We start from the raw sequence: 23,140 nt of genomic DNA, 5'->3' as shown, positions 1-23,140 counted from the left end.
GCTCACAGCTTCGTTGTACGTGGAGGGACAATGGTGAGATGACTGCACTCGAGTTCTCCGATTCCGTCGTCGTCGCTGCGTCGGTCGACGACGTGTACGCCGTCGTCTCCGACATCACCCGAACAGGCGAATGGAGCCCGATCTGCCAGGAATGCTGGTGGAACGAGGCCGACGGCGGTGGCGTCGGATCGACCTTCACCGGCCGCAACGTGGTGCCGGGACGCACGTGGGAGACCGTGTCGACAGTGGCTGCAGCCGAACCCGGTCGTGAGTTCGCGTGGGTGGTGGGTGACAACTTCGTCCGCTGGGGCTACACCCTCGAATCGGTGGACGGTGGCACACGCCTGACCGAGAACTGGAACTTCCTGCCCGGCGGCATCGCCCACTTCCACCGCAAGTTCGGCGACGACGCGCAGCAGGAAATCGACACTCGTAGCCAGGCGGCACTCGACGGTATCCCGCGCACCCTGGCGGCAATCAAGCGAATCGTGGAAGCCGGGGCTTGATTACTGTCGGCCAGGTGCGCTGACTGTCCACTATTCGAGGCCTGTGACGGAATCCCGCCTTTCGACGCGAATTGTGGACACTGAGCGCACCCGTGACCGATAGCCTGTCCGCATGGCAGCAACGGTTCTGCGGGTGTCCACGGTCCTCGAATCACGAGGCCCGGCAGCGGCCATTGTGCTCACGGACGAACAGGTTGCGTCCCTCGGTTCCACCAAAACTCCGCCGGTTCGGTTCACGATCGGTGGTCAGACGGTGCGTGGTCGCATCGGCCGGATGGGCGGCGAGAATCTGCTCGGGCTCAACAAGAGTGTTCGCGCCACACTCGGCGTGGAGGCCGGCGACACCGTCGACGTGACCATCGAGTTGGACGACCAGCCGCAGGTGATCGAGGTGCCGCCGGCACTGGCGGCAGCCTTGGACGCGGACCCCGCTGTGCGAGCAGCGTTCGATGCGCTGGCACCGTCGACGCGCAAAGAGCACGCCCGATCCGTCGCCGACGCAAAACGCGACGACACTCGCGAGCGGCGTGTCACGGCAATCGTCCAGTCCCTCCGGCCCTGAGTGCTGCCGGCCCGGCGACGTCGCAAACGCGCGCGCATTCGTCAGATGCGCGCGATTCCGCTAGCGAACAGGTGACCAAATCGCGCGCGTTTCGCAAACGCGCGCGCGTTTGCGATCGACGTCGGGGCTCACACCACCGCAGCAGGCGTGCTCGACGCCACGGCCGGCGCCGGGGTGTCCTGTGACGACAGGCGAGCGAGAATCTCTACAGCCGAGGTGATTTCGGGCAATGACCGCGTGAAAGGAATGCGTTGACGATCGTCGAAGGCGTAGCCCGTTCCGAAGCGCAGTCCGGGTGCCAGCAACAGGCCGTGAGCATGAGCTTCCGCGACCAGCGCACTGGATCGGATGCCGTCGGGTAGGGAACACCACAGGGCCAATCCGCCGTCGGGAATTCGAAAGTGCCAATCCGGCAACTGGTCACGCATCACTGCGACGGTGTGGTCACGAGCAACTCTCGATGCCTCCGCGCGCACCCGACGAACCTCGTCGTACTTGCCCATCAACTCGACCGCAGCCAGCTGATCGATGACGGACACCGAAAGTTGTCGTCGCGCATAGGTTGCGGCGATTCTCGTCAGCAGACCTGCTTCGGCTCGAACCCAGCCGACTCGCAGCCCTCCCCACACCGTCTTGCTCGTCGACCCGATCGTCACCGTCGCAACATCCGGAGTTGCGGCTCCGAACGGTTCGATGTCGGGCGACCCGTCGAGAGACAGATCAGCTGCGACCTCGTCGACGATCGTCAGCACCGCGTGGCGGTGCATGGTGGCAGACAGTTGTCGGCGCGTTCGGAGGGGCAGCCGCGCGCCGGACGGATTGGAGAAGTCGGGCATGAAATACGCTAGCGTCGGAGCGCTCTGTCGAGTGGCTCGATCTGCCGATGTCACGAATTCATCGGTGTCGTCCGGGTCGATGGGAACCGGGATGCAGCGCCCGCCCAGTGAATGAACGAGTTCGACGACACCCGGGTACGTCGGGTGCTCCACCAGCACCCGGGCACCGGGCTCGGTGAACGTGGCCAACACCGCGTGGATGGCGTCGGTGGCACCGGAGGTGACGAGAACGTTGTCGGCCGTGGTCGGTACTCCACGCGCTCGGTAGTACGCGGCAATGGCTTCGCGGAGCTCGAACAAACCGGACGGAGCGTAGCCACCCAGGGAGAAACGGTCTCGAATCTTCTCTGCCGCAACGCCGTACGCATCGGACAACAGAGGCGAGGCCGAGGGGGACGCGTTGACGAACTCCAAATTGGCAGTCTCCCGGTCGCCGGCCAGCGATCCCCAGGACGGTAGCGAACCCGTCGGGGAAACATAGGTACCCGAGCCTCGCTGGGCGCTGATCCAGCCGCTCTCCCGAAGATGACGATAGGCCGACGCAACCGTCACCCGACTGACGTCCAAACTGATCGACAGCGCGCGCTCGGCTGGCAGCCGCGTCTGAGCCGACACCTCACCGCTCTCGATGAGGCGACGCAACTCGTCGGCGATCTCGAGGTAGAGGGGGCCACCGGATCGGTTGCGCAACGTCGATGGGTCGATCCGTGCGGCCAATTCCGGGGCCGAGATCGCGGTCGCGTCGTACGAGTCCATGCATGCCACTCTTGCACACTGGACTGCACATTTTCGGCCGAAAGCAGTCCATTGTTGGTTCATGATCGCAATTGGAGCTGTATTGGTCCTGTCCATGGTGGGCGCAGGGTGGACTGTGGTCGCACTGCGCGAGGGTGGAAGAAGCGCGCCCGCCGGGCCGCCGCGTAGTCGAATCGACGTCGACTGAGTCGGCTGCGCCTCGACAAACGCGCGCGCATTCGTCAGACGCGTGCGGTCTTGCCACCAATCCGGGCCTGTTTCGCGCGCACCTGGCGAACGCGCGCGCGTTTGCGAAATCCGGGGGGGGGAGCGGGATCAGGGGGCGGCGGGACTTGGGGCTGGGGAGAGCCGTGGAGGTCGGGTCAGCGCCCGGCGGTGATGGAATCGACGTACGGAGTCAGCAGTAGTGCAAAATCATCTGCTGCGGAGGCGATATCGGGTGGCGGCTCGGGGATGTAGCTCAATGCCAGACGCACGATTGCCCGACTGATGACGTCTGCCTGACGCGGGCTCGCGCCCACCCACCCGCGTTGGAACGTCTCGGCCAGACGGTCTCCCGCACGCTCGATGAGTACGGCACTGTCGGTGGTGATCAGCCGGAGCAGATCTTCGGGTGCGTCGCCACCGTGCAGCGATCGCACCAGGGGATCGAGCGCACTCAACTGGAAGAACGACGAGAAGCCTTGGCGCAGAGCAGCCGATGCGTCGTTCTCGTGTTGATACAGCGCCGTTTCGCACATCGCGACGAAGAGGTCGGTCAATCTGATGGCGTACCCCTGCGCGACGCCGCGTCGTGAACCGAACTCGTTGTAGAGGCTCTGTCTGCTCAGCCCTGCTGCCTTGGCGATGTGGCTCATCGTGACGTTGCGCCAGTTGCGCTCGTTCAACAACTCACGCAACGCATCGAGCGCGGTATCGCGCGCAAGACTGGACGCGGCTTCACGGTATCGACCGGGGGTCGACGTCTGTTCGGCTGCGGGCATGAACACGACTCTATCGAACGACCGCATGTGGTCGATCCAGCCAATCCTCTCCGAGGAGATCCCGATCGATGGGATCTCCGCTGGCGATGAAGGATCTGATCTGCCTGATGTCCTTCGGGAACCCCACGCCGATGGCCCCGACGAGCCGGCCGTCACGCAGCGCGCATGCGGTGAAGCGGCGGTCGGCAACAGAGCCGCGAGCCACCACGTACTCGTCGGTCGCACCGGTCCACCCGGCGAACTGAAGGTTGACGCCGTGTTGGGTGGACCAGCCCCACGGGACGTCGAGACTGCCGGGATCCACGCCGATCATCGAGCGGGCAGCCCGGGTGGCCTGATCCAGTGCGCCGTTCCAGTGCTCACTCCGATACGTCCCACCGAGGATCGTGTTGGGTACCTCTGCCACGTCGCCCGCAGCGTAGATGTTCGGTGTCGAGGTCCGCATCCCCGCGTCGACCAGAATCCCCGATCCGATCTCGAGGCCCATGTCTGCTCCGAGTTCGACGTTGGGCACCGAGCCTACGGAGACCAGCACGGTGCCGGCGGACCACGAACGACCGTCCGCTGCGGTCACGAGAAGTGTTCCGTCACGTTGCTCGGCGAGGTCGGTGACGGCGACGTCGGTGTGGAACGCGATTCCGTTGTCTGCGTGCAGGGCGACGTACATCTGCGAGATCGCGGCCGGAGCGATCCGGTTGAGCGGTGCCGATGCGGCCTCGAGCACCGTCACCTCGGCTCCCAGGGACCGAGCAGCCGCGGCCGCCTCGCATCCGATCAGTCCGCCGCCGATCACCAACAGTGATCGGGTGCGCAGAATGTCGGCGTGCAAGGGCTCGACATCGGCGACACCTCGGAGGGTGAACACGTGGCCCGGAAGATCGAGTTGCCGGGCCCGAGAGCCGGTTGCCAGGAGCAGCGCGTCGTACGGAACCGGGTCGCCGTCGTCGAGCAGCACAGTCGAATCGGTGAGGCCGACAGCCGTGACACCCGAGCGCACGTCGACACCGTCGATCGCCGAGCCGAGCTGCACTTGCTCGATCGACTTGCTTCCGGTCAGCAACTCCTTGGACACCGTCGGTCGGCGGTACGGCGCAGCCCGTTCACTCCCGACCATCGTGATGGACCCGGTGAAACCCTCGGCGCGTAGGGCTTTGGCCGCGGTGTACCCGGTTGCACCCGAACCGATGATCGCGATCGCGTGCGGAACGGACGCACTCACCCGCGCTCGACCTCGACCATCTCGAAATCGACCTTGGCAGCGCCACAATCGGGGCACGACCAGTCGTCGGGAATGTCGTCCCAGCGAGTGCCGGGTTCGATCCCGTCCTCGGGCCACCCCAGTTCCTCGTCGTACTCGAATCCACACTGAACGCAGCGGTAGAGCTTCATGCCTTACTCCTGAAGTCGATTTTCTCGCGGACACCGCAATCGGGGCAGGGCCAGTCGTCGGGTACGTCGGACCATGCTGTGCCGGCCGGAAAGCCCTCGCGCGGAGCGCCGTTGGTCTCGTCGTAGACGAACTCGCACACCGGGCACTCGAAGGCGGCCATCACTTGGCTCCGTGCGCGGCGAGGATCTTCTCCCGCTTGGACGGCTGGATGTTGACCTTCGTGATGTCGCCGTCGTAGTGGTCGAGAACGCGGTGGTCCATCACCTTGCGCCACACGGGCGGGAAGTACGCCAGCGAGATCATGCTCGCGTATCCGCTCGGCAGGTTCGGTGCCCCGTCCATGCTGCGCAGAGTCTGGTAGCGGCGGGTGGGGTTGGCATGGTGATCACTGTGTCGCTGAAGGTGATACAAAAAGATGTTGGTCACGATGTGATCGGAGTTCCAGCTGTGCTCGGGGGTGCATCGCTCGTAGCGGCCGTTCTCCTTCTTCTGCCGCTGCAGGCCGTAGTGCTCGAGGTAGTTGACCGTTTCCAGCAACGAAAAGCCGTAGATCGCCTGAATCACCAGGAACGGCAGCACGATCGGACCGAACACCGCGACGAGCACCGCGTAGAGAACAACGGACATCAGCCACGCGTTCAGTACATCGTTCCGAATGCTCCACGTGCTCTTGCCCAATCGCTCCATGCGCGTCTTCTCGAGCTCCCAGGACGACTTCAGGCTGCCCCAGACGCTACGAGGGAGGAAGGCCCAGAAGCTCTCACCGAACTTCGAGCTCGCCGGATCCTCGGGAGTGGCGACGCGAACATGGTGGCCGCGGTTGTGTTCGATGTAGAAGTGGCCGTAGAACGTCTGTGCCAGCGTGATTTTCGACAGCCAGCGCTCCAGACTGTCCTTCTTGTGGCCGAGCTCGTGCGCAGTGTTGATACCGACGCCGCCCATCACACCGATGCTGATGGCCAGACCGATCTTCGAGGCCAGTCCCAGTCCACCGTCGATTCCGAGCCAGGACAGGTTGTCGGCCGACCAGAGGTAGCAGGCGAACACCAAGCTCGCCAACTGGAACGGAATGTAGGCGTACGTGCAGTAGCGGTAGTACTTGTCTTCTTCGAGCGCCTTCATCACCTCGTCGGGTGGGTTGTCGCCGTCGGGACCGAAGAACCGGTCGAGGATCGGGAGCAACCCGTAGACGAGCAGCGCGCCGATCCACCACCAGACCGGGGACACGGCGTTCCAGCCGAGCTGGTTGAAGGCCCAGACCAAGCCGGTGGCCACGAACACCGCTGTGGGCGGGATCAACCCCATCAGCCAGAGGTAACGCTTTCGGTCGTGCCATTCGGCAACCGGCGTCTGCGCCTGGTTGTCGACATTCGATGCGGTCATCGTCACTCCTCGTGTAAGGCCGATCACTATGGATTGGACAATACACCGAATTTGTCATTCCGGTAGACAAATTTCGAGATTTGTACAAATGTTCCGGCTCTGTGGCCGCGACCATAGAGCCACCGTTCGGACAGATTCAGCTGCTACCTTCCGATTCGTTGTGGCCGGTAACAAACGGTCGCAGCGCACGCAGGTCCGTCTGTATCCCGTCGGGGGTACTTCACAACAGGAGTAGCTATGGACGCATTCATCGCCAAGATCATCGTCGACGTCATCCTCGGGCTCATCGGCAGCGGAAGCGCCGAGAGCGGCAGCACCGCAGTGAGCGCAATTCTGGGTTCCTGACCTCGAACGGCTGCGCCGGTGCGATATCGGCGCAGCCGACCCGAGCGTCGTGTCGCGGTGGGAGGACGTCGTTTGTAGTCTTAGCCGCGACGAAAGGGCACCCATCCAGCCATGAGCTACGACAACGACTACCCGTACGGCGACCATCGCAGCTCTCGTAGTCGCCGCAGGCGTCGTCGTTCCAAGAAGAGGACCGGCCGACGCATCCTGCTCGGTTTCGGGGTCTTCGTCGTCGTTGCGCTCGGACTCGGTGCCTGGCTCGCCTACACGGCCAATACCGCTTATACGTACCTCGATCAGGCTCGGGGCTACGCTCAGGCAGCGAAAACTGCTCTGCTGGCAGGGGATACGCAGAAGGCCGAGACCTCCGTGGACGACGCGGTGCGCACCTCGACCCAGGCGAAGGACGCCACCGATTCGGTGATCTGGCAGGCGGCTGCCGCGATTCCGTACGTGGGTCAACCGCTGGACGTCGTCTCGCAGATCACGGACGTCGTCAACGGGCTGACCGTGGATGTGCTGACGCCGTCGGTCGAGGTGGGGACCACACTCGATCCGAGTCAGCTGCGCGGGCCCGACGGTGCCATCGACATCGCTGCTCTGCGCGCCGCCTCGCCCGCGCTGTCACAGGCCGCGGCCGCAGCGGACGTACTGAACTCGCAGTCCCAGGCCATCGCGGAACCGGAGTTCGTCGCTCAGGTCGGCGACGCTCGAACTCAGCTGCAGGATCAGACGCACGAACTGACGACCCTGTTGACCAACACCGACATCGCCGCCAAGGTGCTCCCCGCGATGCTCGGTGCCGACGGTCCACGCAACTACTTCATGGCCTTTCAGACTCTCTCGGAATCTCGTGGAACCGGTGGACTGATAGGCGGATTCGGCATCGTGCGTGCTGTCGACGGCAAAGTCGCGGTCGACTCGCTCGCCAGCAACGCCGAGCTCCGAATTCCGTACGACCCCATCGATCTCGGTCCGGACTTCTTCAACACCTACGAGAGTCGGTTCCAGCCCACGCAGAATTGGCAGAACAGCAACGTCAGCCCGCACTTCCCGTACGCCGGGCAGATCTGGCAGTCGATGTGGGAGCAGGAAACCGGCGAACGTGTGGACGGTGCCCTGGCCACCGACCCTGTTGCCCTCGGCTACATCCTCGATGTCGTCGGCCCCATCACGATGGGTGACGGCGAGGTGATCGACGGATCGAACGTCGTTCGGATCACGCAGTCCGACGCATACTTCCGCTTCGAGGACGACAACACCGCACGCAAGGCCTATCTCCAGGACATCGCCGCCCGAGTGGTCGCGAAGATGCAGGGCAACATCGGATCGCCCAGCGCGCTGCTCGAAGCACTCGGCAAGGCCACCAGTGAAGGCCACATCGCCGTGTGGAGCGCGGACCCGGCACTGCAAGCGATCCTGGGACCGACCAGGATCGGTCACGAAGTTCCCGACAGCCCCGACCCGTACGCCGCGGTGGTGGTGAACAACGGTGCAGGCGGCAAACTCGACTACTACCTGCAGCGCAAGGTCACCTACTCCGCACAGTCCTGCGACGGCCCGACGCGGACCACCCGCGTGGTCGCCGAGATCACCAACAACGCTGCGCTGCAGGACTACACCACCTACATCGCCGGCAGACAGAACGACTCCACCCGATACGACGGACCCCCGGGAACCAACCGATCGGTGGTCGCGCTGTACGCAACTCAGGGCGCGACCTTGACGAACGCCACCATCAACGGAACTCCTCTGTTTCTGCTGACCGCTGCCGAGCGCGGCCACCCCGTGTTCTACGTGCCGGTCGTCATCGAGCCGGGGCAGACCAAGACCATCGAGTACAACCTCGTCGAACCGACCGTCGCCGGAGAGGCGCAGGCACCGGTTCAGCCGCAATCGGTCCCGGCACCCACCGAAGTGGACTTCCCCGACTGCAACTGATTCCCCGCGTCACCCCTAGGGCAGAATCCCCGGCGTGCGAAGAACTCGACTGTGGATCGCCGGCGCACTCGGGTTGGCGCTCGCCGCCGCGCTCGTGGCGGGACCACTGAGGAAGCCGGCGCTGACGATCCACAACGCGCACTGCTTCGGGTGGAGCGTCAACGACACCGGACCACGGTTGGTGACGCTGGGAGACTCGATGGCCCAGGGCAATTCACGTGTCGACTGGGGAATTCACGGCAACACGTCGTGGTATTCGTACCTCGTGTGCGGAGACGATGCTCCCGCCGCCGATGGTGCCAACTTGGGAATCAACGGCGCGACCACGACGCAGATCCTCGCCCGAACCGACGAAGCGCTGGCCGCGAACCCGGACATCCTCGTCGTCAACGGCGGCACCAACGACCTCGCCCGATCGGTACCGCTGCCCATGATCATCGAGAACCTACGCGCCATCCTGGACCGGGCACACGACATCGACACGGTTGTGATCGCCACGGTGCCGTCGTCGCGGAAGGTCAGCGCAGACGACCTGAACGACGACATTCGCGCACTGGCCGCCGAGCGCGGCATACCCGTCGCAGAATTCGCGCCACTGCTCGACCGACCCGGAGCCACGTTCGACGGCGTCCACCCCACTGCGAGGACGGCTGCCCGGATGGCAGCGGAGGTAGCCGCGGTGGTCGGAGTTCGGGCGACGTAACAGTCGTCGTGCCGGATGTCGGATGAGCTGCTAAATTCGCCCGATATGCACCGAATGTCGGGGAGGTATTCGGTGGAATCGCAGAAAGCTGGCAGTGGATGATCACACGTCGTCAAGACGCGTGCATCGAAATCTCGTCGACGATGGCCGTTGCGGATCTCGCCCGAACGGTCGTCGACACCGCCGAACGTGGCTTCGGCCGATGGGGTATCGAGTATCTGGGACCGGACGGCACCCGCCTCTGGTTCGGAGTGCACCGTCTCGGGTTGGGGAGAAAACGCGAAACGGTGATGCGGTTCATCGTCACCGTCGACGCCGATTTCGATGGTGCACAAGCCCGTTCGCAGATCGAGCAATTCGTCTGCAACCCGGCATCGGGCACATTCGTGCCCATCGGCCCGCGACAACTGCGGGGGTACCCGACCTATCTCGCGTATCTGCGCGCGATACGGACCGCGGTACTCGATGCGGATCCGGGCGCGCACGTGACGATGGTGCCCGAAGTACGGACCTGACCGTTCGTGAAGCGGCGACCGACGCGGAATGCCGCGAAATCCAGTCGACGATGAACGCCGAGGTGCGTGATCAGAGGCGGCCCTGTTGGATCGCAACGACGACCAGAGCGATCATCGCAATCGTGAGGATTGCTAAGAGCGCCATATGAATTGGATCGGTCGAACCCGGCGGTCGAACCTCGTTCGGACCCCTTTTCTGGAGCATGTCACAGACTGTAGGTCACATTCTCGGATTGTGCACAGGATGACTGGTACAAAGCGAGGTCCGGTCGCAATTGGTTCGCACATGTGTTCGATAAAGAGTAGAGTCGAGATCGGCGGAGCCGGGAGGGAAGCCCGGCTCCGCCGCCCGAATGTGGACGGTCCGTAGAAGGCCCAGTGAAGTGGACGGTGATCCGATGGACGACGTACTGCGCAAGGTCGAGGAACTGAAGGCATTGGTCGTCGAGCTCGAGGCCCTGGATCGACAACGCGTCGGGCTGGGGGATCGACTGGTGGATCTGGAGCACTTCTTTCGCCGAGCCGGATGCCCCGAACTGTCTCAGCAGGCCCTCGATGCGTTCGTGGTGACCTACGCAGGTCGCGTGTTCGAATTGGCCGACGGCATGCGCGGATAAGGCCGTGTGAGCAAGTTCCCGACTTCTCGGACCGGGTGGTTTCGTCTGTGGTTGACTTGTTCATCCTCGTCGGGACACTAGGAAAGCTGCTCGATCTGTGAACAGTCTTCGCCAATGGTGGTCGCTTCCGGTCGACTACGGGTGGAACGTTGCGTACGCACGGTCCCAACAAGCACTGCACGTCACCAGAATTCTCATCGGAATCTTCTGCTGGTTCTACGCGGCCGCTGCGGCGATCGCCCTGACCATCCCGGGTCTCGGAGACAGCGGTGCTGCGCGATGGGCACTGTGGTTCACCGTCGCGACGACGCTGCCCCTCGGGTTGGCCTGGCTGATCGGAGGCTGGCCGTCCTGGCCGATGTCGGTCACCTTCGTGCTCTACGCCGACATCGTGCTCGCCGCAGTTCTTCTGACCGTCGACAAGCCGTCCGAGATGTTGCCGATGGCTGCGCTGTTCACCGTGATGGGCAGCTACGTCGTTGGCTTTCACGGCCCCAAGCTGTTCACCGCTCACCATCTCTTCGCGTTTGTCACCGTCGCCGCGCTCTACACCTCGGCCATGGTGAACGACCCCGAACGTCGCTTGCAGACCAATCTCTATCTCGTGATGCTGATCCTGGTGATGTTCTCGGCACCGCTGATCTGCCATTCCTTCCTGATGCTGCTGCGCCGCGATGCCACCGGCGCGTTCTACGACCCGCTCACCGGAATGCAGAACCGACGGGGCTTCGACGCGGCGATCGGCAACCTCGACCTTCGTTCCGGTGCGGATGCGGAACTGGCCGCCGTGGTGATCGACATCGACAACTTCAAAGCAGTGAACGATCGATTCGGTCACAAGCACGGAGACGCCGTCATTCGTCTGGCCGCGAGCCGAATCCTCGAACTCTTCCCGACACCGGCAGTGACGGTGCGACTCGGCGGCGAAGAATTCGCGATCGTGTGCCTCGCCGAAGTCGACACGGTGATCGACAGATCCGAGGAATTGCGCAGCCGTTTGAGCGAGTCGACCGACCGTTCCCCGCTCACGGCGTCGATAGGCGTCGCGCATGCGGTTGTCGACGCGCGGGGTGTCGCGGAGGACGTCGATGTGTTGCTCAGCCGGGCCGATCGAGCCATGTACCGGGCCAAACGGATCGGCGGCAACCGCGTCGCGGTGTACGACGACGGGGAGCCGTCCGTCCATCCGGTCGACGAACGGCACTGAACGACGGCGTCGACCGCGTTCCGCGACGGAACCGGTCGACGCCGCCGATCGAGGTGTGAACCGCTACGCCACCTCTGCCGCAATCGCGGACCGGGTGCCGACATCGAAGACCGGATCGGTCAGATGCACGTCGAGAGTGTTGCCGGGACCGGCGATGATCGCATTCAGCACCGACGTGAACGCGCCACAGTTCTGGAACTGCGGAATCGTGTACGTCCCCTTGACGTGTGCATCGGCCTGGTTGTTCTGGATCAGGTCGATGGCATCGAGCGAACCGGACAGGTTGGCGGTGGTCTCGGCGGTGACGCAGTTGCTACCCGCCGGGATCAGGTCGACTGCAGCCGATCCGGCCGACCCGGTGTCGATGCCCAACGGCTTCACCGAATCGATGCGAATCTTGAAGCTCTGCGCGACGTCGAGATCCAACGTCGGTTCCTCGTCCGGTCCGCCGCGGACGATGGTGCCGGACACCGGGGTCGCGTCGACGATCGAGATCGTGAAGTTCGCCAGCGTCGCGGGACCGAGTTTCAGATCGGCCGATGCCTGCGGCAATTCGAGCGACCCGGTCACCGTGCCACCGACCAGATCGACGTCCGTGGCGAGATCGGTGGTGGGAAACACCACCGGTTGGCCGGTCTTGGCGATGACCGTCGTCGTATCTGCCTGAAACGTGATGGGAAGGGTGTCGGCGGCATTGGCCGGGGCGGTGACGAGCGTGCCCAGGGCGATGCTCGATGCCAATGCCGTCATGGTGACGACAGTCTTGTTGCGGATCTTCAAGTGTTCTCCTTCTCGGGAACGGTCGATGTGGAACGAGGTAGGACGGGAATCAGGACAGGGTGAAGGCCGGGTCGGGCTGGACCGACAGGCTGTTGACGGTGCAGTTGCCGGACATCGGCTGGTTCGTCGCGGTGAGCGTGTTCGTCATGTTGTCGAAGGACCCGGCCAACGTGGCGGGCCCACAGTTGTATCCGACCAGCGAGAAGGCCACGTTGGACACCTCCCCGGTGGTGGCGCTGGTGGGAGTGAGGGTCCAGGGCAGGTTCTTCAGCTGGGGCAGGCCACACAGTCGGTTGGAGCCGCTGATCTGGGCATCGGTGATCGTCGCCGACGAGCCGTCTGCGCTGGTGGTGCCGCTCAGGTTGATGGAGCAGCTCACCGGCAGACCGAACGACGCCGGGGTGCTCACGACGATCGTGCCGGGCGCCGTGAACGCGGTACCAGCAGGGGAAATGGTGGCGGCACCGGCGCTGGCGGCACCGACTGTCGCACCGGTGATGGCAAGAGCGGCGACTGCGGTGACGAGTGTGCGAGAGCGGGTCGGCGGGTTGAGCGTCATCGATCGATCCTCCAGTCCAAGACGGATCCGGACCCGGTCGTGGCATCCGGTGGCACCGTTGATTCGGCAGCCGGGAGGGACGTTAGGTTGACGAAACATATGTCGGAAATGGTTTGTTTCAACTCTGTGAGAAGTCACAATCCGGTCGGTATGTTTGTTGTACGCAGTAGTAACTGAATTCGGCAGCTACCCGGAAAGTTCAGCGCAACACCGGCATTCGTCCCATTTTCGCTCCTCGGCCGGGCCTGGCGTTCCTCCGACCTTCACCCCGTCTGGCGTTATCTTTCCGTTATACAAAGTTATCAAAACGAGACAGTCGTGACCGTCTCGGTGACATCTCCGTCGTCGAGCATGGTCGGAGCGAAAGAAAACACCACGACCAGGTTTGGAATTACAGTTCACCCCCGCGTGACGGGGGTCGTTTTTTCGTGTCAAACTGAGGTGTGACGTTCGCGCTGGCCGAAGCAGGATCTGCAGTCGATACGGACACGGGAGAGTTGACGGTGCAGCCGTATTTCGCCCCGGTCTGTCGGCTGGACAACGGTGCGCTCGCAGCCATCGAAGTGCAGCTGCGCGGCCCGGAGAACGGTCCCCTCGCATCGGCAGATGCGCTCAAGCGCGCAGCCAGGGCCATGGACGCCAAGCGCGAGCTCGACGCGCTCGCGTGGGGTGTGGCCCGGCTCAACCAATCGGTGCGACTGCCGATGCTCGTGTCCATGGACGTCGACTCGCTCGCTGCCCTGGATGCAGCCACCGAAGAACAGTTGCGCCGCGACATCGTGGTCGTCACCGAGGCTGCTCTCGTCGACAGCCCGGCGCGCACTCTCGCCGCAATCGACAAAGCTCGACGCGAAGGCAAAGTGGTGGCCGTCGACGACGTCGGGCGCCGGCCGCAGTCGATGACCCTTCTCCCTCTCATCGAGCCGGACGTGATCATCCTCGCCGAATCGATGGTCTCCCGCCGCCCGGATCTGTCGACTGCGCGTACCGCTCACGCCGTCTCGGCTCAGGTCGAACGAACCGGAGCCGTGGTCGTGGCGAGCGGGGTCGACAGTGCGCTGCATCGGACCCGCGCACTCGGACTCGGTGCCACCTACGGGGTGGGAGAGCTGTATCCGGCCGCGCAATCGACGGAAGAGCTACCTTCCGACGCGGCCGAGGTCATGCCTCCGTTCCCGACCTGGAGCACGCCGACCGTCGCCGCCGAATCGCCGTACGCCATTGCCTCCGCAGGCAAGACGGCAACGCGCAGCACCAAGCGACTGCTGGTGGCTATGAGCACTTCGCTCGAGATGCAGGCCGCGGCTGCTGGGCCGGAGACATTGGTACTCGGTACTTTTCAGCGCGCCGAACACTTCACCCCGACCACCCGCAGCCGCTGGGTGTCGATGACCGAGCAGATCTCCTACGCCGGCGTCTACGGCGTAGGCATGGGATACGTGCAAGAGGGCGGCATCGTGCATGCGCCCCTCGACCCGATGGATCCGCTCGTCGAGGAGTGGAACGTCGTGGTTCTCGGCCCGCACTTCTGCGGTGTGCTGGCAGCAATCGACCTACATCGCGGTGAGGTGGACGCCGACCGTCAGTTCGATTACGTGATGTCCTACGACCGCGCGACCGTAGTTCGTTGTGCCCGAGCAATTCTGGCGCGCTTCTGAGCACTTCTGCCGAGCTCCCGACCGGCTATGTTTCGGGTGGCCGCGTCAGGGCATACGGCACACAAGCGATTGTGTAGTCCGGACTACTCCATCGCCTAGGCCTCGCACGTTGAAAACACAGCGTGCGAGGCCATCTTCTTTCTTCACCGGGCTGTGGCCCACCGAATATGGTCGAGTGCCACTTCGCGCAGCTTGCGATTGGAGCGCTGAGACTGCTCGATGAGCATGTCGAACGCAGCCTCCGGGCCGATGCGATGCATGGCCATCAGGATGCCCTTGGCCTGTTCGATGGGTGCGCGCTTGTCGAGAGCCTTCTGCACATCACTCGGCTCGCCGACGTGAGAAGACTCCCCTGCATCCATGCGCACTATTGTCACCCGAGTTGGAACGCCGCAGGTCAGACACTGGATGACGCGCCGAAAACGCGTCGAAGAGAGTTGTCGCCGTGACCTTGTTCGTAGCGTTCCGTTACCGCGCCGTGATCAGGCTGCAGGGTTGGAAAGTGGCCGCCCGATGAGGAATTCGAGCGTCCGGTACGCGTCGGTACGCCGACCGTTGCTCGCGTTGTCGTGATACGCGGCACCGGCGACGACCACTCCCACCGGAATGCGACCCGACTCGATGTCGCGAGCCGTCTGCTCGGCGCACTCACGCAGCACCGGGCAGTCAGCGCACAGACGCCACGCCCGCTCTGCTCGCTTACGTCCGTGGCGGGGAAGTTGCTGCGAGTCGTATGCATCCATGTCGTCGATGCACGCACCCTTGAGGCGCCAGACCTGGTCATCCGTCATCGTCGTGATCCGTTTCGCGTCGTGCCGATCGTTCCACGACCTCTGTTCCCCGTCCTGATCAACTCGAAACACCCAAATGCCTTGCGCCGCCGCAGGCCCGCCGGGGTCAGGCCGGACGACGAGCGGCGACCCGCGATGCGGCGGCCGCCGCCGCGATGGTCATCAGTGCACCGAGCACGATGGCAGGGCCCTCCCCGGGAGCCAGCACGCCGCTCTGCGTGCCGAGTGTCACGGCCGAGACCGGAACTCCCATCTGGGCTGCCGCGAGTATCCCGAGCCCGGCGGGCTGGCCCGTCAGACGCATCGCACCGTGCGCGGCGATGGCTCCCAATCCCAACACGAGCCCCAGCGCGATCATGTTCGGGTGACTGCCGAGGGCGCGCAGATCGAGGGATGCACCGAGCCAGACGAAATACAGTGGCCCCAGAAAACCTTCGGTGATGGCAAACAGTTGTTTCGCAAGTCGTCGCGGTTCTCCGATGGCAGCGACGGCCAGCCCGAAGCCGAAGCCGGCCAGCATCACCGATGCGTGGGTGTGGACCGCGAGGGCCGCGAGGCCGAACAGCAGAATCAGGTTGAGGCGCAGTTCGAGCGCGAGTTTGCGTTGGGCAGACACATGATGCACGCGACGGCGCAGTCCCGAGGCGTCGAAGTGGCGCAGGACGACAAAGATCACGGCGGCGGCGATCAGGACCGTCGCCGATCCGAGTGCGGCGGGACCGGCCTGCCGTGGATCGATCACGAGAGGCAGCGCGACGATACAGACCGCGTCCGCCAGCGCGATCTGCGGCAGGAGGGCCATCAGACCGGGTGCGGTCATCGTGGTGGACTCGACGATCGGCATGATGACAGCGGCCGAGGACGATGCCATCAACACCGCGTACAGGCCGAGGTGAGGTGGATCGAACGCGGCGGAGACGGCCCAGCCGAGCACGGTTGCCAGCAGCCCGACGGTCACCGCCCGCGCAGTACCGACCCCGAGACCGATGCGCAGTCGCGGGTCGCGAATCGGTATCTGACTGCCGGCCACGAACATGACGAGCGCAAACCCCACCTGTGCCAGGAAGCTCAGCGTCTGCTCGCTGGGGTCGACGATGCCGAAGCCTGTGTGGCCGAGAGCAATTCCGGCGACGAGTTCGCCGACGACGACGGGTATCCGAAGCCCGCGCGGAAGCGCCAGCAGTGGGCCGAGCAATCCCACTGCGGCACACAGGGCGAGCGTCTCGAAGGTCATACGCCCGCTCCGACCTCAAGCAGAGTTCAGAAGGGGTCGTCGACTCGACGGCAGCGCCGACGCCACGAGGTCGCGAGGGTGCAGCGCGCCCTGCTCGTCCATCATCACCTGTATTCGAAGATCGACCACGCGTAATTGTGCAGCCAACGGGCTGCACATGAGCGCACGCTCGTAGTCCGCACTCGCGGAACAGAATTCGGTGCCGGTACCGATCATGTCATCGCCTCCTCGAACGTGGGAGCTTCGTGTCGACGAGTTCAAGGACGACGGTCCTGAGCGTACGACTACACACGCGATGTGCCATCGGCACAAAGGCCTTTTTTCGAGGACGCTCGGCCCTCCTCGTGGTGACCGGCCGCGTCGCCGGGCTTCGACGGCGCTACCGCGAGCGATGGTCGCGGGCCTGTAGAAAGTGTTGCCAATCTCTGTCCCACTGCCGCATTCGTGAACGTTCGCCGGCTTTGGTGGTGAGATAGACCAGACCGCCGATGACGAGGGCACCGAGGAACCATACGAACACGGCCGTGGCAGCTCCGTTGACGACGGCACCGGCAGCAGTGTCGGGAGCGCGCACCAGATTCCCGTCCGCATCACGCCAGATCGGAGTCGTGTCACCGACTCGCAATGCCGACGGTACGTCGGTTGCCCCGGAGCGCAGCGAGCCGTCCGGCGCGCTCCACTGCACGGTCGCGGTACCGGCCACGGTCGTCACGCCGTCGGTATCGGACCGAGCGGATTTCGTGGCGTCGATGACACGGGCGTCGACTCGAACATATTCTGCGCGTTGCTGTTGCGAGCGCAGCGACAGGTCGCTGTAGGTCACCGAACCGATCGTCGCTGCCACAGGGATGAGCAACAGAAGCACCGCGATCCCGACGGCGACTGCCGCTCGTTCGATCCTGCCCGGCAGCCGCATCAGTGGATTGGAAATCCATGGACTGTGTCGCCACGATCGGTGCGCGAGTTTCGAGAACATGGCCGCCACCTACTCCCACCCGAAGTGCATTCGTCTCCTACGAGTGTCCGGCGTCGAGCAGTGGATCCGTAAGGGCACAAGGTCCCGATGAGGCGGGGGTCGTCGGCTGATCGAGGGCTCAACGCACCACGAGAATCGGACAGCACGATGCGTGCACGAGAGACTGTCCGACCGACCCGGTACGCGGACCCGTCCGTGGTCCGTGGGTGCGGCTGCCGATCACGAGAAGGTGTGCGGTAGCCGATGCGCGTCGTAGCTCGTGCTGCGCCGATGCGTCGAGCAGGTGCAGATGCACGTCTACGGTGGAATGCGCGGACGCAGCAGCATCGACGCGACCTTCCAGCCACTCCAGCCCTCGGATCTGTTGCAGCTCGATGTCGTTCGTGACGGGCCTACTGTGGGGCGATCCGACGTGCAGCGCGGTGAGGGGGACTTCGAGCGCATCGGCGAACCAGAAGGCCGCCTCGATCGCCCGGGTGCAGGAGTCCGAGTGATCCACGCCGACGACAACCGGAGAGGTCGGCGTGAGGTCTGCGTGCTGGGGGCGCCACACCAGGACGGGGCACGTCGATTCTGCAACGATACGAGTTGCGTTGCGGCCGAACAGCACATCGCGGATCGGACCCGATTCACGGCCTCCGATGACAATCAGGTCGGCGGTGTGCGACAGCGCGCCGAGAACGGGGGCGATCGGGTCGTCCGTCAGAATCGAATCGATTGCGATGCGGGGATCGAGACCGACGAGTTCACGGCGAGCCGATCGAAGAAGGCGTCGACCGTGCAGTCGCTCCAACGACCGGGTCGATTCGCGGGGTGTGAGTGCGTGCACGAGCCGAATGCGTGCCCCGGTGACCGAGGCCAGACCCGCTGCCCAGGACAGTGCGTCGCGGGACGTCGGGGTGCCGTCGAGCGCGACGACGATGTCACCCCAGTCTTTCTTCGCCCAGAAGCCGGGAGCGACCGGGGTTCGGGTGGGCTGGGGTCGCGGCTCCGCGCTCACCATGATCGCTCTGCCATGGGCGGCAGGGTGCGGCGAATCTCGGCCGCGACGACTGTGGGGGTCAGATCGGGGAACCTCGCGGCGAGCATCGAGGCAAGCGACGTCGATTCGTCGTTCACCAGCCGAGTGGTCGGTCCTGCGTCGGTGATGGTCATGAAGATCGGCTACCTCGCGGTCCCGGAGACGGAGTGCTCCTGCCTCGAGGGTGCCCGGCGCGGCTCGTGCGGTATAGAGCCTTTCGACCCACGGTTCCGGCCCGACATGGGGCCGGACAATAGCGAGATCAGCTCAGGAAGGCCGCGTCGACGACGACGTACCCGGCCACTGCGAACACCAGGTAGGCGAACAGGCGTTGCAGCCGTGCGGTATCGACCCGCATTCCGAAGTGCGCGGCCAGGAGGGAGCCGACAATTGCGGTGCCTGCGAACGCAAGGGTGATCGACCAGTCGATGGTCGTGCCGCTCAGATGTGAGAACAGACCGGCGACGGAGTTGGCGACGATGATGACCAACGAGGTGCCGACCGCGACCGACATCTCTATCCCGAGCATCAGCACCAGCACCGGAATGATGAGGAAGCCGCCTCCGACGCCGAACAGCCCGGTCATGAATCCGACAGCAAGGCCTGCCGGAATCGAACGTGGAGCGCAGTGTCTCCAGTTGATGCCCGATGCCGATGTCACGCAGGCTGTTCCTGTATCTCCTCGCTCGGCGAGCATCCGGGCTCCTGCGGCAACCATCACGGCGGCGAAGCCGAGCAGCAGGATCCTCTCGGGAAGCAACCGGCCGAGTGCGCTGCCGGCGAAGGTCGCTGGAATGCCGGTCGCAGCGAACACCGCCGCCAGTCGCCATTCGACGCGGCGTGCTCGCAGCTTCGGTATCACTCCCACCGCCGAGGCGGTGCCGACGACGATCAGCGAGACGGGGATCGCTTCCTCCACGCCGAGGCCAAGGGCGAACACCAACACCGGGACCGCAAGAATGGATCCGCCTCCACCGAGTAGGCCGAGGAGAATTCCGATCACAGCGCCGAATCCGAGCGCCAGCCCCAATGTCATCGTGTGTTCACTCCAATCCTTGGTGCCACGGTATACCCCAGGGGGTACTTGACATACCCTAGGGGGTATTACACACTGTGTCTACCACCTCGCGAAACTCGCCCGGAGACGTCTCAGACGGAGGAATCCATGATCCTCGAGCAGTACTACCTCGAATGTCTTTCCCACGCTTCGTATCTGATCGGAGATCAGAGGACGGGGCGCGCGATCGTCGTCGATCCGCGTCGCGACATCGCGGAGTATCTCGACGACGCCGAGAAGTACGGACTCGTCATCGAAGGGGTCGTCAACACTCACTTCCACGCGGATTTCGTCTCGGGCCACCTCGAACTGGTCGACGCGACCGGTGCCTGGATCGGCTTCGGCGAGGCTGCCGAGACCGACTATCCGATCCGGCGACTGCGAGACGGGGAGCGGTTGTCCCTCGGCGACGTCGAACTCGAGATCCTGTCCACTCCCGGTCACACGTGGGAGTCGATCTCGGTGCTGGTTCGCGAGCATCCCGGGGCCACCCCTACGGCCGTGCTCACCGGTGACTCCCTCTTCATCGGCGATGTCGGACGACCGGACCTGGTGAATCTCGGGGACGGCTCGACCACGGACCTGGCCCGTGCGATGTATTCGACGATCCACGACAAGCTGCTGACGCTGCCCGACGACGTCGTCGTCATGCCCGCTCACGGTGCCGGCTCGTCGTGTGGAAAGAACCTCTCCACCGAGCTCACCTCCACCATCGGTGAGCAGCGCGCGAGCAACCCGTCGGTGCAGCCGATGACCGAAAACGCTTTCGTTGCGCTCGTCACCGACGGCCAACCGGCGGCACCGTCGTACTTCTCCGCCGACGCAGCCATGAACAAGCAGGTGCACCCACTGCTGTCTCCTGGCCGCATCATCCCTGCGCTGACACCCGAGGCCGTGAGGGCCGAGCTGGTTTCCGGCACACGAGTGCTCGACGCACGAAGTGTGGACGATTTCGCTGCCGGTCATCTGCGCGGATCGATCAACGTGGGGTTCGACGGTCGCTTCGCCGAGACCGGCGGCATGGTCGCGGAGGTCGGTGGTCGCATCGTGCTGATCGCCTATCCGGGCGAAGAGCAGGAGGCAGCACTGCGGTTGGCCCGAATCGGATCCGACAACGTGACCGGATACCTCGGAATCGGCAGTGACGGTGCGTTTCCAGCCGAGCTGGCGACATTGGTCGAGACGGCACCGCGCACCACGGTCGAGCAGCTCGATGTGATGCTCGCCGCGGACGAGGTGACGCTCATCGACATTCGCAACCCGGGTGAGCGCGACTTCGGCACGATACCGGGAGTGATCCCGATCCCGCTGGCGCAGTTGCGAACTCGCCTCGACCAGGTGCCGACCGGTAAACCTATCGTGATGCACTGCGCCGGAGGATGGCGCTCGAGCGTGGCGGCGTCGCTGCTGCGCGCTCAGGGATTCGAGAACGTCTCGGATCTGCTGGGCGGTTACAACGCCTGGGCCGACGCCCACGTCCCGGCCTGACTTTCGACCGACTCGTACCAGGAGGATTCTCATGTGTTATCCCGTCACCTGCAAGAAATGCCACAAGACCGGCTGGGGCGGTTGCGGCAGACATGTCGACTCCGTCATGCGTACGGTTGCCGCAGCCGACCGCTGCGCCTGCAACGAGGATTCGAGCCCGCCCGTGAAGGAGCGTCGAAGCATGCGGTCGTGGTTCGGACGCTGAGACCTGATTCAGGTAGTCGAGCGGCAAGTACTTTGTGCTCTAGCGCAATTGATCTCTTGCCGCACAGACTGGAACGATGACATCGACAACGCGAGTGGCAACCGAGCGCAACCGGCGATCGCCGTGGCTCGGCGCAGTCTGCGGAGGGGTATCGATCAACGCGTTCGGTGCTGCGATCGGATTGGCCTCGGGTGCAATCGATCCGAGTTCCTACGTCGAGGCGAAAGTGTCTGTGACACTGACAGCACTGTCGCTGGTGTTGGTCGTCGGCGTTCCCATGGGGCTCGCTGCGGCGTCTGCCTTCGCAGGCGGCGGACGGTCGGGTCCGATGGCTCATATCGCCGGCGTGCTCCTGGTTGCCTGGATCATCGTGCACTCGGCGGTGACCGGTGAGACGAGTTGGCTGCTGGGATCGTTCGGAGTACTGGGGTTCGTCATTGCGGTCCACGGATGGCGGATGACGGTGGCGGCGGGCAAATCCGCATACCTCCTGTCGGACGAGACATGAAAATACTTGTCTCCACCGCAGGTCGGCATGGAGCGACCCACAGTCTGGGCCAGGAAATGGGTCGAGTCTTCGAGCACTGTGGTGTCGACGTCGATGTGCGGGCACCGGAATCCGTGGTCCGCGTGGACGGCTACGACGCTCTGGTCATCGGGAGCGCTGTCTACTCGGATCGCTGGGTTCCAGCCGCGAAGGCTCTGGTCGACAGGTTGTCGAGGTCCGAACATCCACCTGTGTGGCTGTTCTCCTGTGGGCCGCTGCACTCGAGCGACAGGCCGGTCAACGTCACTTCCGACGCGGCACACGCAGTATCACTGATGCATGCGACCGCACACCGAACGTTTCCCGGGAAGCTGGTGCCAGAGCGACTTTCGGCGGGGGAGCGTCAGATTTTCGAGAACTCCGGGGCAGTCGCAGGAGACTTCCGCGACTGGGTACTCGTGTGCAATGGGGCCCGAGAGATACTCGCGTGGCTCAATGCAGAGAAGCGTGGTTCGTGACCTGTTTCGCCGGTGATGTCTCTGCACTCGTGCGGTGCGCCGACGGACAGACGTGCGTGTGAATCTCGGCCGCCAGCTGCGCCACCGATTCCGTCAGGACGGTATTGGCCTCGATCATGTCCTGGAGTAGGGCGGTGTTCGAAAGTGTGTGTACGGCAACCTCACTGCTCACCGAGTCCGCGCGTTTCGCCGAGATCAGCAGAATCGCTCCCTGGAGTCCCGCGATCATCGACAGGAACAGGTTGAGCAGGATGAACGGGTACGGGTCGAATCCGTCGCTCTGGTTGTAGGCGGCCCACAGCGCCATGGTGCCCAGAAACAGGAACACGAACGGCCAGGAGCCCATCCCGTTTCGGACGTAGTCCGCCGCTCGCTCACCGGCGGTCAGGGCATCACCGGTCCGGACGCCCGGGTGTCTTCGCCACAGGTTCATCGCTCGCAGGTCTTCGATCGGGAGTGTGCAGCAGAATCCATGCTGCCGAGTGTGGTCCAACTCGTCGATGAGCGTCAGGGGCGAAATCCCCTGCTTCTCGGGCCTTTCTGCTCCCGAGCTGCCGGTTCGGTAGACGTCCCCAACCGGCGGTGACTTCCGGCCCTACATGCCGAGTGCCGCAGCGCCGAC

Annotated in this window: 29 protein-coding genes; 12 read left to right on the top strand and 17 right to left on the bottom strand. The window is 64.3% G+C overall.

The window, feature by feature from the left end; translation table 11 throughout:
- The first annotated feature begins 38 nt into the window (after positions 1 to 38).
- Positions 39 to 506 (top strand): SRPBCC family protein, encoded by a 468-nt coding sequence (locus tag CH296_RS06555; RefSeq protein WP_094684288.1) that lies wholly within the window; start codon positions 39 to 41, stop codon positions 504 to 506.
- A 112-nt stretch (positions 507 to 618) separates the two neighbouring features.
- Entirely contained in the window at positions 619 to 1,068 is a 450-nt protein-coding gene (locus CH296_RS06550; RefSeq protein WP_094684287.1) for a YdeI/OmpD-associated family protein, read from the top strand.
- A gap of 128 nt (positions 1,069 to 1,196) precedes the next feature.
- Here CH296_RS06550 and CH296_RS06545 read toward each other — a convergent pair whose 3' ends face one another.
- Positions 1,197 to 2,660, bottom strand: coding sequence for a PLP-dependent aminotransferase family protein (locus CH296_RS06545; protein ID WP_094684286.1), 1,464 nt, complete (start codon positions 2,658 to 2,660; stop codon positions 1,197 to 1,199).
- Between the two features lie 61 nt (positions 2,661 to 2,721).
- Here CH296_RS06545 and CH296_RS29470 point away from each other — a divergent pair, with 61 nt between their 5' ends.
- On the top strand, positions 2,722 to 2,847 hold the full coding sequence (locus tag CH296_RS29470) for a hypothetical protein (protein WP_256980354.1): 126 nt from the start codon (positions 2,722 to 2,724) through the stop codon (positions 2,845 to 2,847).
- 175 nt (positions 2,848 to 3,022) lie between these two features.
- Here CH296_RS29470 and CH296_RS06540 read toward each other — a convergent pair whose 3' ends face one another.
- Genes CH296_RS06540 through CH296_RS06520 form a run of 5 tightly spaced genes read right to left on the bottom strand, consistent with a single transcriptional unit; the run spans position 3,023 to position 6,416 of the window.
- Positions 3,023 to 3,643 (bottom strand): TetR family transcriptional regulator, encoded by a 621-nt coding sequence (locus CH296_RS06540; protein WP_045200423.1) that lies wholly within the window; start codon positions 3,641 to 3,643, stop codon positions 3,023 to 3,025.
- A gap of 10 nt (positions 3,644 to 3,653) precedes the next feature.
- Positions 3,654 to 4,862 (bottom strand): NAD(P)/FAD-dependent oxidoreductase, encoded by a 1,209-nt coding sequence (locus CH296_RS06535; protein WP_094684285.1) that lies wholly within the window; start codon positions 4,860 to 4,862, stop codon positions 3,654 to 3,656.
- Positions 4,859 to 5,032, bottom strand: a complete 174-nt coding sequence (locus CH296_RS06530) for a rubredoxin (protein ID WP_032396132.1) — start codon at positions 5,030 to 5,032, stop codon at positions 4,859 to 4,861. The genes CH296_RS06535 and CH296_RS06530 overlap by 4 nt, the downstream gene beginning before the upstream one ends.
- Positions 5,029 to 5,193, bottom strand: coding sequence for a rubredoxin (locus CH296_RS06525; RefSeq protein ID WP_032396131.1), 165 nt, complete (start codon positions 5,191 to 5,193; stop codon positions 5,029 to 5,031). The genes CH296_RS06530 and CH296_RS06525 overlap by 4 nt, the downstream gene beginning before the upstream one ends.
- On the bottom strand, positions 5,193 to 6,416 hold the full coding sequence (locus CH296_RS06520) for an alkane 1-monooxygenase (RefSeq protein WP_045200419.1): 1,224 nt from the start codon (positions 6,414 to 6,416) through the stop codon (positions 5,193 to 5,195). Before CH296_RS06520 ends, CH296_RS06525 begins: the two co-directional genes overlap by 1 nt.
- A 456-nt stretch (positions 6,417 to 6,872) precedes the next feature.
- Between CH296_RS06520 and CH296_RS06515 the strand changes: the two genes are divergently transcribed.
- The 5 genes from CH296_RS06515 (at position 6,873) to CH296_RS06495 (ending at position 11,744) form a co-directional block, all read left to right on the top strand.
- On the top strand, positions 6,873 to 8,702 hold the full coding sequence (locus CH296_RS06515; RefSeq protein ID WP_256980353.1) for a DUF4012 domain-containing protein: 1,830 nt from the start codon (positions 6,873 to 6,875) through the stop codon (positions 8,700 to 8,702).
- Between the two features lie 34 nt (positions 8,703 to 8,736).
- Positions 8,737 to 9,405, top strand: coding sequence for a GDSL-type esterase/lipase family protein (locus tag CH296_RS06510; protein WP_179275693.1), 669 nt, complete (start codon positions 8,737 to 8,739; stop codon positions 9,403 to 9,405).
- A gap of 98 nt (positions 9,406 to 9,503) precedes the next feature.
- Positions 9,504 to 9,920 (top strand): hypothetical protein, encoded by a 417-nt coding sequence (locus tag CH296_RS06505; protein WP_032396129.1) that lies wholly within the window; start codon positions 9,504 to 9,506, stop codon positions 9,918 to 9,920.
- Positions 9,921 to 10,318: 398 nt separating this feature from the next.
- Entirely contained in the window at positions 10,319 to 10,537 is a 219-nt protein-coding gene (locus tag CH296_RS06500) for a hypothetical protein (RefSeq protein ID WP_032396392.1), read from the top strand.
- Positions 10,538 to 10,634: 97 nt separating this feature from the next.
- On the top strand, positions 10,635 to 11,744 hold the full coding sequence (locus tag CH296_RS06495; RefSeq protein WP_094684284.1) for a GGDEF domain-containing protein: 1,110 nt from the start codon (positions 10,635 to 10,637) through the stop codon (positions 11,742 to 11,744).
- A 63-nt stretch (positions 11,745 to 11,807) separates the two neighbouring features.
- On the opposite strand, the gene CH296_RS06490 is transcribed toward CH296_RS06495, so the two are convergent.
- Both CH296_RS06490 and praA read right to left on the bottom strand, forming a co-directional pair.
- Positions 11,808 to 12,524: a hypothetical protein gene (locus CH296_RS06490; protein ID WP_094684283.1), complete on the bottom strand. Its 717-nt coding sequence runs from the start codon at positions 12,522 to 12,524 to the stop codon at positions 11,808 to 11,810.
- A gap of 49 nt (positions 12,525 to 12,573) precedes the next feature.
- Entirely contained in the window at positions 12,574 to 13,083 is a 510-nt protein-coding gene (gene praA, locus CH296_RS06485; protein WP_032396127.1) for an alkane oxidation protein activator PraA, read from the bottom strand.
- A gap of 443 nt (positions 13,084 to 13,526) precedes the next feature.
- On the opposite strand from praA, the gene CH296_RS06480 reads away from it, so the two are divergent.
- Positions 13,527 to 14,741, top strand: a complete 1,215-nt coding sequence (locus CH296_RS06480) for an EAL domain-containing protein (RefSeq protein WP_094630238.1) — start codon at positions 13,527 to 13,529, stop codon at positions 14,739 to 14,741.
- A 143-nt stretch (positions 14,742 to 14,884) separates the two neighbouring features.
- On the opposite strand, the gene CH296_RS06475 is transcribed toward CH296_RS06480, so the two are convergent.
- The 8 genes from CH296_RS06475 to CH296_RS06445 form a co-directional block, all read right to left on the bottom strand.
- The gene (locus CH296_RS06475) at positions 14,885 to 15,103 is read right to left on the bottom strand and encodes an ANTAR domain-containing protein (RefSeq protein WP_045196967.1); all 219 of its coding nucleotides are present in this window, start codon (positions 15,101 to 15,103) and stop codon (positions 14,885 to 14,887) included.
- Positions 15,104 to 15,223: 120 nt separating this feature from the next.
- Positions 15,224 to 15,532, bottom strand: a complete 309-nt coding sequence (locus CH296_RS06470; protein WP_094630240.1) for a WhiB family transcriptional regulator — start codon at positions 15,530 to 15,532, stop codon at positions 15,224 to 15,226.
- 106 nt (positions 15,533 to 15,638) lie between these two features.
- Positions 15,639 to 16,766: a cation:proton antiporter gene (locus tag CH296_RS06465; protein WP_094657344.1), complete on the bottom strand. Its 1,128-nt coding sequence runs from the start codon at positions 16,764 to 16,766 to the stop codon at positions 15,639 to 15,641.
- A gap of 15 nt (positions 16,767 to 16,781) precedes the next feature.
- Entirely contained in the window at positions 16,782 to 16,982 is a 201-nt protein-coding gene (locus tag CH296_RS06460; RefSeq protein WP_094630242.1) for a hypothetical protein, read from the bottom strand.
- Positions 16,983 to 17,145: 163 nt separating this feature from the next.
- A complete protein-coding gene (locus CH296_RS06455; RefSeq protein WP_094684282.1) occupies positions 17,146 to 17,742 on the bottom strand; it encodes a hypothetical protein in 597 nt (198 codons plus the stop codon).
- Between the two features lie 118 nt (positions 17,743 to 17,860).
- Entirely contained in the window at positions 17,861 to 18,745 is an 885-nt protein-coding gene (locus tag CH296_RS06450) for a universal stress protein (RefSeq protein ID WP_094630244.1), read from the bottom strand.
- Positions 18,739 to 18,897 carry a hypothetical protein gene (locus CH296_RS28845; protein ID WP_176459108.1) on the bottom strand — a complete coding sequence of 53 codons (159 nt, stop codon included), beginning with the start codon at positions 18,895 to 18,897 and terminating at the stop codon, positions 18,739 to 18,741. Before CH296_RS28845 ends, CH296_RS06450 begins: the two co-directional genes overlap by 7 nt.
- Before the next feature lie 128 nt (positions 18,898 to 19,025).
- A complete protein-coding gene (locus tag CH296_RS06445; protein WP_094684281.1) occupies positions 19,026 to 19,799 on the bottom strand; it encodes a sulfite exporter TauE/SafE family protein in 774 nt (257 codons plus the stop codon).
- Between the two features lie 129 nt (positions 19,800 to 19,928).
- Here CH296_RS06445 and CH296_RS06440 point away from each other — a divergent pair, with 129 nt between their 5' ends.
- The 3 genes from CH296_RS06440 (at position 19,929) to CH296_RS06430 (ending at position 22,518) form a co-directional block, all read left to right on the top strand.
- Complete coding sequence (locus CH296_RS06440) at positions 19,929 to 21,308, top strand: rhodanese-like domain-containing protein (protein ID WP_094684280.1); 1,380 nt, start codon at positions 19,929 to 19,931, stop codon at positions 21,306 to 21,308.
- A gap of 281 nt (positions 21,309 to 21,589) precedes the next feature.
- Complete coding sequence (locus tag CH296_RS06435; RefSeq protein ID WP_141214667.1) at positions 21,590 to 22,021, top strand: hypothetical protein; 432 nt, start codon at positions 21,590 to 21,592, stop codon at positions 22,019 to 22,021.
- Entirely contained in the window at positions 22,018 to 22,518 is a 501-nt protein-coding gene (locus tag CH296_RS06430; RefSeq protein WP_179277646.1) for a flavodoxin domain-containing protein, read from the top strand. The genes CH296_RS06435 and CH296_RS06430 overlap by 4 nt, the downstream gene beginning before the upstream one ends.
- Here CH296_RS06430 and CH296_RS06425 read toward each other — a convergent pair.
- Entirely contained in the window at positions 22,493 to 22,951 is a 459-nt protein-coding gene (locus CH296_RS06425; RefSeq protein ID WP_094630249.1) for a DUF1003 domain-containing protein, read from the bottom strand. The genes CH296_RS06430 and CH296_RS06425 overlap by 26 nt on opposite strands.
- Between the last annotated feature and the right edge of the window lie 189 nt (positions 22,952 to 23,140).

It is taken from the genome of Rhodococcus sp. 14-2496-1d (assembly GCF_002259365.1).
Classification (GTDB): domain Bacteria; phylum Actinomycetota; class Actinomycetes; order Mycobacteriales; family Mycobacteriaceae; genus Rhodococcoides.
This window is presented reverse-complemented; position numbering and strand designations above follow the sequence as displayed.